Source organism: Paenibacillus sp. FSL P2-0089, assembly GCF_038595095.1.
Classification (GTDB): domain Bacteria; phylum Bacillota; class Bacilli; order Paenibacillales; family Paenibacillaceae; genus Paenibacillus_AQ; species Paenibacillus_AQ silagei.
In genome coordinates this window covers 1,567,210-1,583,338 of record NZ_CP152006.1, presented here as the reverse complement: position 1 = coordinate 1,583,338, position 16,129 = coordinate 1,567,210, and the positions used below count along the sequence as shown (strand labels likewise).

The following is a 16,129-nucleotide window of genomic DNA, read 5'->3' as shown; positions in this document are numbered from 1 at the left end:
TATGGCAAGGTAAATACCTTGACATCAGGGTAATGGAGTTCACTGGCAATAGCTTTCGAGCAGACGGTCCCGGTGAAGATCGAGATAGGTCTTCAGATATTGCCTTGTATCGCTGCAGTTCGATTCGAAATCCCGTAATTCCCCGTCTCTGCTTCCTTTCAGTACGCAGCCGCCCCCACAGAGAGGCGCAAGATTACAGTGTCTGCATTTGTCATTCACCACGATATCCCGTTGCCATCTCTGCCACTTCTCTTCATCCAAATGCAGCCCTTGAAGGTAGCTCCCAATCGAATAATCCGGGAATCCGACGGTTTCAACACAAGGATACAGCCGCCCGTCTGCACCAAATACGAGATTATGACGCTTTGAAGCACTGCAGCCGGACAGATCGAAGTAATAGTGGTCATCGTCTGTGTCAAACATAGCTTTGCGGAGTATACGCAGCTTCTTCTCCATGAAATACCCCAGGCTGACCTTATACCTGCGCCGGGTGGCTTCCCAATCCGGGAAGAGTAAATGAAGCTGCTTCAGAAGATCAGATTCAGGCTGGAAGCCGGCAACCTTCCCCGTATTGAAATTATCATTGATCGGGGCAATCTGGCAGGAGAAATCAGGTGAGCTTGTCCACTGAAGCCGCTCGAACCCGGCGAACATCTCCGGCAAATGCCGGACATTCTCCCGGCCTGTGTTGATTCGGACGGTTACGGGTATATGGTGCTCCAGGAGAAAAGTAATGTTCGAGCAGATAAGATCATAGCTGCCGCTGTTGTTCCTGTATTTACGCAGCTGGTCGTGGATCTCCTTCGGGCCGTCCAGTGTGATTTGCATATGGAGGAAATGCGCCGAGTGCTTCTGCAGAAAAGGGAAATACGCACCGAGTTCGGTACCGTTCGTAATGGAGAGAATAGGCCAACTCCGCTCAATAGCCTGCTGTAAAATATACTCCACCTGAGATTGATTACGGGCCAGGAAGGGCTCGCCCCCGAAAAGCTCGAACTGGACGGCCGCCTCAGGCTTCAGATGCACCATCTGATCCATCGCCTGAAATATCTCATTAATCTGTGCAAGGTCAAGCGTCGGCGAGTCCTGGTGAATGTCCGATTGGAAGCAATAAGGGCAGGCGAGGTTGCATTTGTATGTGGGGCAGATTGTGAATTGTAAGGCCGGATGAGAGCGGTAGTGGGTTTCAAGTGATTCACGGACATAATGTTCTTCGTTCATATCCGTGAGATACCCTCTGCTCTTAAGCAGGGTACGCGTTTCCGGATCCAGATCGTTTAATGCAGATGTATCAGAGCTTCTATTAAAAAGAACACGGGCTACCTTAGGCTCAACCAAGTCTACAGCGCCGGTTAATGTATTCATGATCAGCAGAACATCATCGCTTAATCTGTGTTTGTAGTTATACTTAGACAATCTCATACGCCCTCATCCTCCTCAGGACTGATAGAGTTGCATTTACTAACTTGTAAATAATGTAAAACTTTTCCTGATGGACAACTATGATAAAAGTCATAAAATAGGAAATAATCTATTAAATGATAAAAAAACAGGGAAATAGAAATTCCCAATTACTCTTACAATAAGTAGATAGAAGCGGTTAACCACTCCAGTCCGCACCTGCCGCCAACTTTCCCCGAAATCAGGTGCACTAATGCACCTCATTGTGCCAACCGTATCCTCACGCCAAAGACACCAGCCTCCGAAGATGCTGGTGTCTTTGCGCATGTCCAAGTGAACATGTCAGCGCCCACTCAATCCTATCTCAAACCCTGCCAACTCTACTGCGCAGGAGACAGTGTAAGCGTAAATGTCTTATCAAACGGGGTCACCAGGTTAACCTGCACGGTTTTGTAGCTCTTCGGCGGGCCGGGTTCCGGGGATGTTCTGCCCAGATGGGCCATTTCGCCGCCCGTCAGGTCGATCCACTCTCCGCCAGAAGTATACCGAATCTGTCCGCCGCTCCACAGGAAGTTATCCTCGTCCACTGCCTGCAATTCTCCCAGGGTGAAGTTGTCCTGAGCCGCTGGCGGAAGCTCGCTTGAAGCGAAGTTACCTTCCCAGCCGAATTTGAAGGACAACTGAGCCAGGACCTGGGCAGGCTCCGCGCAGTGCAGCCGGATAGTCCAGCCCGTCTCCGTACGGTGTACCTCAGTCTCCACAGACAACGTCTGTTCATGGGTCAGCGGACGGCTCTGATGCGGCAAAAGATACCACGGACTGACAGCCGTACCCGCTTCCGGCGGGAGAAGCGCACTCTCCACCGGACCGTAGTAGCCCTTCTTCTGCACGCCCTTCAGCAGGTAGCCCTCTGGCAGCCGGGTCATCTCCTGCATCGGCACGAATCCGGGGTAGAAGCTGGTATTCAGCTGCACGGCCAGCAGCCTTACAGCACCGTGACGCATCGCGAAGAACGAAGGCGTCTCCGTAATCAGCGTCACGCTGGTCGCCCCGTCTCTGAGCCGGGCCACAGGCGCCCCGAAGTCGGTATGCAGCCGGCTGTGGTAGATCCGTCCCTGGTGACCCGCCGACTCCATTCTTTGCAGATAGCGCTCCCGCAGGAAATCACCGTTCAGGATTTGCTCATACTGCACAGGCAGCTCTGCTGTAGCCTCCGGCGGCTGCTGCAGCTCCGGCTCCAGCAGCATACGTACCAGGGCGTTCACCGAGCAGACGCCTGGATTGGACAAGGAGCGTCCGGCCCATTCCGCCATACCGGCCAGCACGGCATCCTTGTCCGAACGGGCAAGGATCGCATACGGCAGATAATAAGGAGACAGATCATGGAGCACCCCCAGATCCTGCCGCCCGGAATAATCGGTCACGACTTCGCCGGACGGGTGAACAAGGTAGACCATCATGTGCAAGTTCCGGCGCACCGGTTCCAGTAGCTCCGGCTTATCCAGCAGCCGGGCTGCATGAATCAGCATAATATCACTTACGGCGCTGTAGATGCCGTTGCTCCGCTCGGTCCATTCCCCGTCCGGCGTGATGTCCATTCCTTCTGCCAGCCATTCATCCGCCCGCTGCCGGGCCTCTTCTTTGCCGAACAGCTCATAGAGAAACCCTAACGCCGCGCACATCACCCAGCGGTGATTCGGAGTATGGACCCCGCCCGTAAGCATTACGGGGAGGGACTGCTCCAGGAACAGGAGCATGTTGTCCAGCACCGGCTGAAGCGGCGGCCACTCCTGCTTCGCCAGCAGCTGATATAACTGCGCGTAGCCGACCACAACGAAGGCCGTATCCGGCGGCGAATGATAATTCGTCCAGCCCGGGGAGATAGAGCCGTCCTGATGCTGGAAGCGCAGCACGAACTCCGTCGCCAGCTTCAGCCGTTCCAGCAGCTCCTCATCCCGGTAATACTTCGAATCCGGGTTCACCAGCGCCGCACCCCAGTAACACATATCCGTCGGGGTACCAGTGGTGTGATTCACCCAGGCAATCCCCGTATGGGGATCAAGAGTTCCTCCATAATACAGGTTGCTCTGATCCAGCACCTGCCGGGGGATTCCCTGTTCTACTGCTCTGTCATTACTCTCTACCAATTGCTTATACATTAGGGTTCCTCCTTGCGGGAAGCTCTCTGGCTAATTTCTCTGATTTCTCTGATTCCCATCCGCCTTCTGCCTATCCCCTGCGCGCCAGCTTAGCTGTAAGCAGACGGTGGCTCTCATGTATCTCTTCCGGGCGGCAGGCCGCCTTCAGCTCATACACCTTGACCTGCGCTCGTTCAATCATCGGCAGATAGGCATCGTAGAAATCCGGATCTCCGCTGTTCACATAAGGGCACCAGTGGTCGGCAAGGCCGATCGTCTCATGAATATGGACACCGACGATATCATCCATCAGCCCTTCCATTTCCCCTATACTGTCATACAGGCCCAGACGGTCCATCAGAATAGCGTGACCCGTGTCGTACCAGATGCCGACAGGCGCTCCCTTTAAGGCATGGATGATCGTCTTCGCTTCCGCCAGTGTCGGAATCTGCTGCGCCTTGGAGCGGGTCTCGATGCCGAAGCGGATATTCAGCCCCTTGGACACCGCGCGGTTACACACCTCGTCCAGACTCTCGATAATGGTCTGCACATAGCCTGTACTATACGCTTCACGCCGCTCCATCAGCTCCGCCCATTTGCTGCGGTAAGCTGCCGAATCCCTGCCCTGCCCCTCGTAGATCTGCTCCAGCTCCCCGGAGATATCATACGGGAACGGTACCTCGCCCGGATGCACTACCACGGCTTCGCCGCCGTAACGCTGAGCGTACTCTGCCGAGCGAACCAGCAGGTCTATCGCCCGCTTCCGTTTCTCCTTGTCCTCGAAGCCCAGCAGGACCGAATCCGTGCCGTAGTCAGGGTCCGGGACATGGGGGAACGTATTATGAACGCTCGATATACCGATCTCCCCGCGTTCAATCATCGGCTCGATGGTAACCAGCATTTCCTCCGTCACATTATAATTCAGCTCCACCCTGCGGAACCCCAGCTCCCGGATCTCATTAAGTAATCCATCACCTGTAGAATGACGTCTCATATTCCAGCAGGTGGAGAAGGAGAATTCTCCCTTATCCTCCACGACCGTCTCTCCTCTCGCAACGCCTAAGTAATATCAATCAGCCCTTCACAGCTCCCAGCATAACACCACTGACGAAATATTTCTGCAGCCAAGGATAGACGACCAGAATCGGTACCGTGGCGAAGACGACAGTAGCGGCCTTGAGGCTCTCCGGCGGCAGCTTAGTGCGGGCCGCCCCCTCCAGGTTCGTCAGCTCAGTGATCATGTTGTTCTGAACCATCTGGAAGAGCTTCAGCTGAAGCGGATAGAGATCGGGATTATTGATATACATCAGGGAATCTTGGAATCCGTTCCAGCGTCCCACCGCATAGAAGAGCGCGAGTGTTGCCATAACCGGCATGGATAACGGCAGAACGATTTTGAGCAGGGTGCGGATATGCGAGCTGCCGTCAATCTCGGCCGATTCTTCCAGACTCGGCGGAATGCTGCGGAAGAAGGAGATCAGGATAATCAGGTTGAACGGGCTGACCAGACCGGGCAGAATCAGCGACCAGACAGAATCGATCATATGCAGATCACGGATCAGCAGGTACTCAGGAATAATACCGCCGCTGAAGAACATGGTGATGATGATCAGGTACATGAACATCGTACGGCCCTTCAGCTTGCTTTTGGTCAGCGGGTAAGCAGCTGCAACGGTGAAAAGCATACATAATACCGTAGTCGCAATCGTCAAAATAATGGTGAAGATCAGCGAGCGGATCATCGCATTGTCGGTGAAGACCTGCACATACGCCTTCCAGTTCAGCTCAATCGGGAAAATCGTAACTTCCCCGGAAGTAATGGCCCGCGTGGAGCTGAGGGACACCGCAATAACGTGTATAAACGGAGCCAGGCAGAACAGCACGAACAGCGCAATAAAGGTAACGTTAACGATATCGAATATCCGGTTAGAGGTACGTTCACTCATCGTACTCCGCCTCCTTTCTGTATAATCATAGAATGCCGTCGCCGGTCACTTTTTTCGATATATAATTGGAACCAAGGATGAACACCAGTCCAACCACCGCCTGGAACAATCCAACTACAGTTGCCAGCGTATATTGGCCCGATTCCAGACCAATCCGGTAGACGAAGGTACTAAGCACATCGGAGTATTCGCGCACTGCCGTATTCCCGATGATGTAAGGACGATCGAAGCCGATGCTGACCATTTTCCCCAGGTTGAGAATGAGCAGGGTAATAATGGTTGGTTTGATACTGGGCAACGTAATGTAGAAGATCTTCTTCATCCGGGTAGCCCCATCCACTTCAGCAGCCTCGAACAGCTCGCGGTTGACACCGGTAAGCGCCGCCAGATACAGGATGGTCCCCCAGCCGGCACTTTGCCAGACACCCGTGAACAGGTAGGTAATCAGCCATGGATTTTTTTCGGTCAAAAAAGGAATAGGATTCAGCCCCATGCTCTCCAGTACACCGTTCACCATACCGGATTGGTTGCCGAACAATTGATAGACGATACCCCCGATAATCACCCAGGAAATGAAATGGGGAATGTAGAGGAGGGTCTGTGATATTTTTTTGAACCATACCGACTTCACTTCATACAGCATAATAGCCAGAATAATCGGGGCCGGGAAAGACACTATCAAATCGAGAAAATTCAGCATAAACGTATTGCGCAGACTGCTGTAAAACTCCTTCATGCCAAACACTTCGCGGAACGCATCGAAGCCGATCCACTCACTGCCGTTGATGCCTTGGAACAGGTTGAAATCCTTAAAGGCAATCTGCACCCCGTACATCGGGCCGTAGCGGAAAATCAGGAAATACATAATGGGCAGTGAAAGCAGCGCGTATAGTTGCCAATACCTTCTGATGTAAGACGCTTTGCTCAAGTTCCTCTCCTCCTATGGAGAAAAAACCGGGCAGAGCAGCATGCCAGCTCCCCCCGGTTTTCACTTTTTTTAGTTTATTTGGCTGAAATCTCTGTAAGCGCCTGCTCCAGCTCCGCTTTCAGCTTGTCTCCGCCCAGAGACATGTAGTCCTTCATTTCCTGTTCGAAAATAGTATCGAATTGATCCGGCTTCGCCATCGCAGTCTTCACGATAATCACGTTAAGCTTGTCGCTGAGCGTAGTGCCGTATTTCGATTCCGATTCAATCGGCTTGCCGAAGACGATAGGACCCACAGTATCTGTGTTGGCAATGTCAATGGACTGCTTCAGCACCTCCTGATTGTTGGCAGGGAAGCCCAGAACCCAGGCTTTCTCATTGGTAGCCTGATCGCCGAGGTTCTTACCGTTGGAGATAATCGCGGTGTCCCCGGAAGTGAACAGACGGTCTTGGAATTCCTGGGAAACATCAGCCTTAACGACCGGGATGCCGTCCACCATATCATAGTTCTCGCCTTCAACACCGTTGTAAATGTCAATCAGGTTGTTGCCAGTCGCCATCCAATCGAGATATTTCACCGCTTCCACCGCACGCTTGCTGCTCTTAGGGATCATGATGTACATGCCGTTCGAGGCATAGCGGGATTTGATATATTTATTGTCCACCTTGGCATTGGTGAGGATATCCGCCGGCAGCACCTTGCTGCCCGGCACATTCTTGTAGAGATTATCAAGAGTGCCATCGGCATAAAACATACTATCCACATCCTCCGACCAGAAGCCGACGTTGCCGTTCTGAATATCCTTGGATACCTGGGCTTTGTCTTCATCCAGACTGAAGTCCTTGCTGACCAGCCCTTCATTGTAGAGCTTGTTGAGGAACTGTGCCGCATCCTTGAAGCCCTCATGCAGCGGCAGCTCGTAGCGCTGGCTGTAAGTAAGGTCGCCGCTGATCGGCTTGATGAAGGAGTAGATCAGGGTCTCCAGCTGAGCCGAGCCGAGGGACATGCCCATCGGAATGGTTTTGCTGCCAAGACCGCCCGGGTCCTTCTCTTTAAACGCTTTCAAAGTAGTGTATAGCTCATCGGTGTTCTTCGGTACCGGCAGCCCCAGCTTATCCAGCCAGTCCTGGCGGATGTATGAAGCGTAGCGGCCTGTAATCGCCCGTTTACCAGGGATAGCGAACTGCTTGCCGTCGAGCTGGCCGAAGGCCATCGTCTCGTCACCAATGAATTTCTTCAGCGTCTGGCCGTGCTCCTCTAATAAGGAACCTACGTCGGTCAACCCGCCCTGCTGGGCGTAACGGTAGAAGACACTGGAATCATAAGTGAAGACAATATCCGGCACATCCGTATTACTGGCCATCAATACGTTCAACTTGGTCACTTCTTCAGAACGCTGCACCGGGACAAATTCTACATTGATATTATTAGGATCACCGAAATTTTTCTGAATCATCTGGGACACGAAGTTGTTGGTAATGGTGTATTGCTTCGGCGTTTTACCGCGGTCGAAGATCTCCACCTTCAAGGTTACGCGTTCCGCACTCTTCCCGGGTGCGTCTGTACCTCCGGCTGCCGAATTCGATTTACCGTCTGAGGAACAGCCTGCAAGCAGAGTAGCTCCCATTACTGCGGTCAAGCCGATGCCGATTGCCTTCTTCAGAACTCTTTGGTTTACGTTCACTGTCATTGTTCCATCTCCCTCGCCTTAGCAGGCTATAATGGTGACTTCATGATACCCCCGAGCTTGATGATGCCCGTATGTCTTATTCGTTCATCCCGTTCATGTAGGCCGGCCTCAGTGTTTCAAGGCTGCTTGCTGCTGCGGGATGACCACAGTATTCCATAACTTTCGGAGGTCTGACAATAAACCTGTTTCGGATGCGATAAAGCGCCTGAATTCGGACATCCGGTTTATCAGACCAACGATTTTCGTACAATAAACCGCTTTCATATCAGCAAAAACACAGGCCGCATCGCTATTCGCCCCCCCTTGTTCAGAGGTTGGCGTAAGAGAAATGCGGCCTGGACCTTACACGAATGCGGCAGATGAATCCCATGCTTCACCATCAAACGGAATTCCTTCATTTCCCCAGCTTACGCTAGTCCTGCGGCTCCAATCTGGAGGCTGCTTCGCGGCGTCTGGAGGAGCGGTAATCGCCCGGCGTGATGCCGGCAATCCGCTTGAAGACTCTTCCGAACGAAATGGCATTCGCATACCCTACTTGAAGTGCGATGTCCTGGAGGGAACAATCCGTATCTATCAGCAGCTGCTCCGCTTCCTTCATCCGCAGCTCGGTGAGGAAATCCACGAACTTCATTTTGAATTCGGTCTTGAACAGATAGCTGGCATATTTGCCGGAGACCTGGAACCGGTCACTCAGATGCTTCAGCGAGAGATCGGGATTCGTGAAATTCTCTTCGATATAATCCTTCATCTCATTGACCATGGCCCGGTAGCTCTTCGTTTCGCTGGCAGAGACATAGGTGCGGAATAGATCGGTGACATATTCGAATAGAATGGTTTTCACTTCATAGAGCGCCTCGGCCTCCTCCAATTGCTTCAGCCGGACCTCAGCATTCTCTGCCGACAGCTCGTCCTGCAGCTGTTCAGACATCACCGCCACTTCCCGGCTCAGCATCTGCAGCATAGCCTGGATCAGGGAACGGATATCCTCGTCCTTCAGGAAATCCTGTTCAAACGACTCGAAGATCCGTTCCAGCTGCTCCCGCCACTGGCCGCTCGACATGCGGAAATACTTCACGAATTCAGCAATCATCTGCAGATATTTATACGTCTCAAGCAGCGGCTGGCGCGCTTCGCCGCTGCCTGCCAAGACGATATCCTCATGAATCAGCAGCTTGTGCTGCATCACATATTCGGCTGCCGCATAAGACTCCCGGATCATCCCCGGCCCGGCGGCAGCGGAGCCGATACCGAAGCTGAGCGAGATCCGCAGATTCTGCTCAACCCAGGAGCGGCAATCCTCCGCGAAGACCCGGAGCTTGGCCTCCATCTCCTGATCGCTGCCAGTCGCCAGGAACAGAATCGCTGCGCGTTCGGTTCCCACCCATTCTGCCCATCCCTGCAGCTCCGCATTCCGTGCCAATTCCTGAAATACATTCATCAGGGCAAACTTCAGCGTATTCTGATCCCCCCGGGTATACCGGTCCTCGAATACCTGCTCATAGCGGTTAATCTCCCCAAGCACAACGATGAAGCGCGAGGAAGCATTCGCACCGGTAAGCGGAGACAGCTCCTCCAGCCGCCGGGTCACCTGCTCCAGCCGCTCGCTGTGCAGCAGATCGGTGAACAGCTTGCTGCGCTGCAGCAGCAGGTTCTCCCTGGTTTTGGTATCATAATCGGTCATGTGGTTAATCAGATTCTCCAGCACGCCGTCAATCAGCATCATCTCGTCCGGCCTGTCGGTAGACTGATCCATCGTGCGGATCTGATGGCCTTCAATCCGGTTCATAATCACCTGGATCGGCTTATAATTGCGCCGGGTGACATAGATCAGATACAATACCGCACAGACCACGGTCCCCACCGCTATCGCTACCCAGAGATAAGAGATCACAGAGACCCAACTGAACAGATTCCCCGCCTTGATTCCGCTCTCGAACGTCCAGCCGGTTCTCTCCAGCTTAAGTGTGTTCAGCAGCTTGCCGTCAGCCGCACCTTCCGTATCGGAATGGGCCTGGTACACGGTGTTGCCATTGCCGTCCAGAATAGTCATGAACGAGAGCTGCTGGTTAACCATGCTGTCGATGAGCTGCTCCAGGGCACTCACTTTGATGTTAATGACCAGTATCCCCCCGGAGCCGAAGGGAAGCGGCATTGCTTTATTGGTTGTCAGCACACGAATTTCTGTACGCTGGGACAGACCCGAATGATAATCCCTGACCGGTTGCCAGCCTTCCGGTACTGCCGGAGTCGAAGTCATGGCCCTGATCCAGTCCTCATCGGCGAATCCCTCCAGCTCCTTCAGCCCCGTATCGGTTAGAACGCTTCCACGCACCCGGTCATACAAATACACCGACTGGATATATGAGGATTCCTGTATCAGATTGCGCAGACTCTGGGCAACCGCATAGATCGTCGCCTGGTCCGGCTGGCTCTGCGTATTGAAATAACGTTTGTAGACCTCGCTCCGCTCTACCGCATCAAGCACCGACAGCTCGGCTTCCTTGATCGTCCGGTCCACACTATCCCTGAGATAGCTGGCGGAGATGCGGTCTGCCTTCTTCGTCTCCGTCCGGGAGATATCATTAATAAACACAAATGAGGCAAAGATCAGAATCGTCACCGTCAGCAAAAATATAGGGAAATAAGACAGCAGCAACCGGCGATACCAGGAACGGGACATTCGACAACCTCCTCCACAACCATCAGAATACCCGGCCGCATCCGGCCGCTTCATATACATATCGTCCAAGGCGGCTCTGGGGCGGCTATGGACTTCAGATCTATTTCATCTGCGGCAACCGGCCATACTGACCGCCGTTCGAATTCCTGCCATTATAGCACATGCGCTTCCCCTCCAGCTAACCAGATAAAGTCATTCTACCCGCAGCCCCTCCCTCCCCGCGCACCTGTGCCAATGCCCGCTTGGGAATAACGGGCTGGAGTGGGTAAATGTGGAGATTAGCTGCTGGCTGTGGACTAACTTCTGTCTGGGACCGGCTAATTAGATGAACTGTGATGGGCCGAACTCACCACTTCCAATTAAGCAGCATTGCTGCACTTTGAGCAGGAATTATCTAAATTAGTTACTGGCTGTGGCGTATTGTTGCAGCATTTGCAGGAATCCTAGTGTATAAAGTAAATTAGGGCTGGCATTGTTGCTTTTCGTGCAGGATTTCCGCACAGGCCGCTCCTGTTGAGCAACATTGTTGCAATTTATGCAGGACTTCCGCACTCACCCTTATCTGCTGAATTCAGGTGCACTAATGCTCTTCATTTCCTCATTTCGCTCAAACTTGCCGAATTCAGGTGCACTAATGCTCTTCATTTCCTCATTTCGCCCACATCTGCTGAATTCAGGTGCACTAATGCTCTTCATTTCCTCATTTCGCCCACATCTGCCGAATTCAGGTGCACTAATGCTCTTCATTTCCTCATTTCGCTCAAACTTGCCGAATTCAGGTGCACTAATGCCCCTTGTTTCCTTAATTAGCTACCAGCCCGTACAATAACAAAATCACCCCGAAGGGTGAAATGTTCAAACCATATACTATCCCATACATCATCTATCCCGAGGCGGCTCGCCCTAAACCCGCAGGCTACAAACCGCTATGCTCCCGGATATACCGCCGCGCCTTGATCGCATATTCCAGCGGATCGGCCAGCGCCGGGTCCTGCTCCGCTTCAACAACGAACCATCCCGTGTAGGGCGAGGCAGCCAGTTCGGCAAAAATCTCCCCGAATGCGATACAGCCATCGCCCGGTACGGTGAAGGCTCCCGCTTTTACCGCCTGAAGGAAGCTAAGGTTCTCCGTCTTCACGCGCTGGACCACCTCAGGCCGGATGTCCTTCAGATGCACATGCTTAATCCGTGGCAGATGCTCACGCAGCACCTCCAGAGGATTCTCGCCGGAGAAGGCCAGATGTCCCGTATCGTATAGCAGCGATACTTCATTAGGATCTGTAAGCTCCATCAGCCGGGCAATCTCCGCTGCAGTCTGCACCCCGGTGCCCATGTGATGGTGATAGACCAGCGTCATGCCCTTCTCAGCCGCCAGCCGTCCCAGCCCGCTAAGACCTGCCGCAAGCGCAGCCCAATCCGCTTCGGTAAATACCGGCTTGTCAGCGAACAGCGGCGTATCCATCTGCCCCTGAATGCTCCCGCCCTGCTCGGATACGACAATGACCTTGGCGCCCATCTCATGCAGGAAATCCCGGTGCGCACGGAATGCTTCCGCTGTCTCCTCATACGGACGCACCGTCAGGAAGGCGCTGAACCAGGCACTGGCGATACTCAGACCGCGCAGTTCCAGTGCCTTGTGCAAAAGCTCCGGGGAACGCGGATACTTGTTGCCCACCTCGCTGCCCTCATATCCGGCAAGTGCCATCTCGCTGATGCATTGCTCGAACGTATTGCCTCCACCCAGCTCAGGCATATCATCATTCGTCCAGGCAATCGGAGCGATCGCCAGCCGGACGGCATTGTCTCTGAACATGCTCATGTTCTACCCCTTCCACAATCCCAAGTATGGCAGAATCCTTGATCCACTGTGCGCCGTCTGCCTTGGTTCGCGCACATGCAGCGCCCGCTTAGTAGCTCCGGGCTGTCTTGAGTCCGCTGCGATTCCGGTCATAGGCTTCCTGCACCGCTTCCTTGCCGGACACTTCCGCAACCCCGACATTCCACCAGGCTCCATAGCCGTGGGTCATCGTCTTCGGCAGCACTTTGATGTCGATCAGCGTGGAGCGTTCCGATTGGCGGGCCGCCGCCAGGGCCGTGCTAAGCTCCTGGGCTGTAGACGCGCGGAAGGTCTGCACCCCATAACCGGCCGCACTCGCCGCATAGTCGATCCGCATCAGCTCACCGCTGAGCTGGCCGTCCGTACCCCGGTGGCGGAATTCTGTGGCTATGCTGTCCATTCCCTGCTCCATCTGCAGATTATTAATACAGCCGAAGCCTGCATTATCCAGCAGAAGGACGTTGATCTTCCGGTTCTCCTGCAGGCTGGTTACCAGCTCGGAATGCAGCATCTGGTAGCTGCCGTCCCCGACCAGCGCGTAGACTTCACGCCCCGGCTCAGCCAGCTTGATGCCCAGCGCCCCGGCAATCTCATAGCCCATACACGAGAAGCCGTATTCCATATGGTAGGTATCCGGTATCTCCGAGTTCCACATCCGCTGCATATCTCCCGGCAGACTACCCGCCGCTCCAATGACAATCGCATCCTGCGGAATCGCTTCATTAATGATCCCCAGCACCTGCGTCTGGGTCAGCGAGGTGCCTAGCACCTCTGCATATTCCGGGAGCTTCTCATCGAGATGACCGGCTACCTCCGGGGTGAACGCACCTGTGTTGCCGGTGTTCACCGGATACTCCACACCAGCCAGGCGTTCCCTCTCCGCAGCCCACGATTTCTTCGCCTGGGTGATCTCATCCGTATACGCAGAGCGGTATCCCCGCTCTTCCAGCGCTGCGGCTAAGGCGTTCAAGCCTTCGGCAGCATCGCAGACCACAGCCAGCGCATCCAGCTTGGCCGCATGATATGGCGAGGCGTTCAGCGTCAGGAATTCCACCTCAGGATGACTGAACAGACTCTTCGAGGCGGTGGTGAAGTCCGTGAACCGGGTGCCGACGCCGATCACCAGATCGGCCTCCGGGGCCAGCGCATTCGCGCAGCCGTTGCCGGTGACGCCGATGCCGCCGAGGTTGTACTCGAAGCTGCTGGCTACGGCGCTTTTGCCGGCCTGGGTCTCTCCGAACGGAATGGCGAATTTCTCGGCAAAAGCGCGCAGCGCCGCTCCGGCATCCCCATACCGGACACCCCCGCCGCAGACCAGCAGCGGCCGCTGCTTGCTGGCGATCAGCTCAGCCGCAGCCGCAATCTCCTGCGGATGAGGCAGCCGGGCGATGACCCGGTGAATCCGCTTGCGGAAGAAATCAGCCGGATACTCCCAGGCTTCGCCCTGCACATCCTGCGGCAGCGCAATCGTAACCGCCCCGGTATCTCCCGGATCAGTCAGCACCCGCATCGCGTTCAGCATTGCCGACATCAGCTGCTCCGGCCGGGTGACCCGGTCCCAGTATTTGCTGACCGCCTTGAAGGCGTCATTGACCGTGATCGACAGATTATACGTATGCTCCATCTGCTGGAGCACCGGGTCCGGCTGGCGGGTAGCGAAGGTATCTCCCGGCAGCAGCAGCACAGGAATCTGATTCGCCGTTGCTGTTGCAGCAGCCGTCAGCATATTAGCAGCCCCCGGCCCTACTGAAGCCGTACAGGCCATAATCTTCCGTCTGCGGCTCTGCTTGGCGAACGCGGTTGCCGCGTGAACCATCCCTTGCTCATTGCGTCCCTGATACACCGTCAGCTCTCCCGGTGCCTCCTGCAGCGCCTGCCCCAATCCAAGTACATTGCCATGCCCGAACACGGTGAATACCCCGTGCACGAAGCGTTCCGGCCCGCCGCCGTAATCCACATACTGCTGATTCAGAAATTTAACCAGCGCCTGCGCTGTCGTTAATCGGATACGTTCCACTTCATGTCCTCCCTTCGCCTTGTCTACTGCCAGCGGGCAGTGACGACTTTTTTGCGCGTATAGAATTCCACCCCGTCGCTTCCGTTCGCATGAAGATCGCCGTAGAAGGAATCCTTCCAGCCTGAGAACGGGAAGAAGGCCATCGGTGCAGGCACTCCAACATTGACTCCCAGCATGCCGGACTCGATATGTTCGCGGAAGTAACGGACTTTCCCGCCATCATTCGTGAAGATACAAGCTCCGTTCGCAAACCGCGAGCGATTCGCAATCTCCACCGCCTGGGCTACATCCTTCACCCGGATCACCGACAGCACCGGCGCAAAAATCTCCTCCTGCCAGATCTTCATCTCCTCTGTCACCCCGTCGAACAGCGTAGGTCCGATGAAATAACCGTCTCCCTGTACCGCCGCATCCTCACGGCCATCCCTGAGCAGCTTCGCGCCTTCGGCGATCCCCTGTTCAATGTAGCTAACTGTCCGCTCTTTATGGCCTTGACGGATCACCGGCCCCAGGAACGTATCCTCCTCCAGTCCATTCCCGATGGTCATGCTGTTGCACTCCCGCAGCAGAATCGAGATCAGCTCATCAGCAACTTCCTCCTGCACCGTTACCACCGAGCAGGCCATGCAGCGTTCCCCGGCAGAGCCGAAGGCCGCATTCACAATCTGGGAGGCCGAAGCCTCCAGGTTCGCGTCCGCCAGTACGATGGAGTGGTTCTTCGCTCCGGCCAGCGCCTGAACGCGCTTGAGATGGTCCGTTCCTTTTTTGTATACATATTCCGCCACCGGCTGCGATCCGACAAAAGAAATCGCCTTCACATCCGGGTGCTCCAGCAACCCGTTCACCACCTCATGCGCGCCGTTCACCACATTCAGCACACCGTTAGGCAATCCGGCTTCCTCCAGCAGCTCCGCAAGGCGGGCCGCCAGCAGCGGTGTACGCTCCGATGGCTTCAGCACAAAGGTGTTGCCGCAGGCAATCGCCAGCGGGAACATCCAGCAAGGCACCATCATCGGGAAATTGAACGGGGTAATCCCGCCAACCACTCCAATCGGATAGCGGTACATGCCTGACTCGATGCCAGTCGCAATATCCGGCAGCTGCCGGCCCATCATCAGTGTCGGAGCACCTGCTGCGAATTCTACGCATTCAATGCCGCGTTGGACCTCGCCGTAGGCTTCTTTGAAGCTTTTGCCGTTCTCCAGGGTGATGATCTTAGCCAGCGGCTCCCAATTCTCTACTAGCAGCTGCTGATATTTGAACAGAATCCGTGCTCTGCGCGGCACCGGTGTTGCAGACCAGCCTGCAAAAGCTGCCTTAGCCGCCGCCACCGCCCGGTCTACATCGGCTCTGCCGGATAGAGGCGTTCTGCCCAGCAGCTCACCTGTGGCCGGATTCACTACCGGCTCCGTCTGCTCCGTATCGGCTGTTACCCATTGCCCGTTGATATAATTTTTGAGTACTTGTGCCGTTTGCTCTGTCATTCTGTCCACT

10 protein-coding genes are annotated in these 16,129 nt (G+C 54.8%); all 10 read right to left on the bottom strand.

What is annotated here, in order from left to right; genetic code table 11:
* Positions 1-39: 39 nt before the first annotated feature.
* The 10 genes from NST69_RS06390 to NST69_RS06345 all read right to left on the bottom strand — a co-directional run bounded on the left by NST69_RS06390 (position 40) and on the right by NST69_RS06345 (position 16,119).
* Positions 40-1,422 (bottom strand): radical SAM protein, encoded by a 1,383-nt coding sequence (locus NST69_RS06390; RefSeq protein ID WP_342548807.1) that lies wholly within the window; start codon positions 1,420-1,422, stop codon positions 40-42.
* A gap of 359 nt (positions 1,423-1,781) precedes the next feature.
* A complete protein-coding gene (locus NST69_RS06385; protein WP_339313196.1) occupies positions 1,782-3,560 on the bottom strand; it encodes a hypothetical protein in 1,779 nt (592 codons plus the stop codon).
* Positions 3,561-3,630: 70 nt separating this feature from the next.
* Positions 3,631-4,533, bottom strand: a complete 903-nt coding sequence (locus NST69_RS06380) for a TIM barrel protein (RefSeq protein ID WP_342550095.1) — start codon at positions 4,531-4,533, stop codon at positions 3,631-3,633.
* 79 nt (positions 4,534-4,612) lie between these two features.
* Entirely contained in the window at positions 4,613-5,485 is an 873-nt protein-coding gene (locus NST69_RS06375; protein ID WP_339313195.1) for a carbohydrate ABC transporter permease, read from the bottom strand.
* Positions 5,486-5,510: 25 nt separating this feature from the next.
* Positions 5,511-6,350, bottom strand: coding sequence for an ABC transporter permease subunit (locus tag NST69_RS06370; protein ID WP_235191891.1), 840 nt, complete (start codon positions 6,348-6,350; stop codon positions 5,511-5,513).
* Positions 6,351-6,487: 137 nt separating this feature from the next.
* Positions 6,488-8,101, bottom strand: a complete 1,614-nt coding sequence (locus tag NST69_RS06365) for an extracellular solute-binding protein (protein WP_339313194.1) — start codon at positions 8,099-8,101, stop codon at positions 6,488-6,490.
* Positions 8,102-8,513: 412 nt separating this feature from the next.
* Entirely contained in the window at positions 8,514-10,781 is a 2,268-nt protein-coding gene (locus NST69_RS06360) for a helix-turn-helix domain-containing protein (RefSeq protein ID WP_339313193.1), read from the bottom strand.
* Positions 10,782-11,697: 916 nt separating this feature from the next.
* Positions 11,698-12,594, bottom strand: coding sequence for a myo-inosose-2 dehydratase (gene iolE / locus NST69_RS06355; protein ID WP_339314801.1), 897 nt, complete (start codon positions 12,592-12,594; stop codon positions 11,698-11,700).
* A gap of 94 nt (positions 12,595-12,688) precedes the next feature.
* Positions 12,689-14,635: a 3D-(3,5/4)-trihydroxycyclohexane-1,2-dione acylhydrolase (decyclizing) gene (iolD, locus tag NST69_RS06350; RefSeq protein ID WP_339313192.1), complete on the bottom strand. Its 1,947-nt coding sequence runs from the start codon at positions 14,633-14,635 to the stop codon at positions 12,689-12,691.
* 23 nt (positions 14,636-14,658) lie between these two features.
* The gene (locus tag NST69_RS06345; RefSeq protein WP_036725762.1) at positions 14,659-16,119 is read right to left on the bottom strand and encodes a CoA-acylating methylmalonate-semialdehyde dehydrogenase; all 1,461 of its coding nucleotides are present in this window, start codon (positions 16,117-16,119) and stop codon (positions 14,659-14,661) included.
* Positions 16,120-16,129 lie beyond the last annotated feature (10 nt).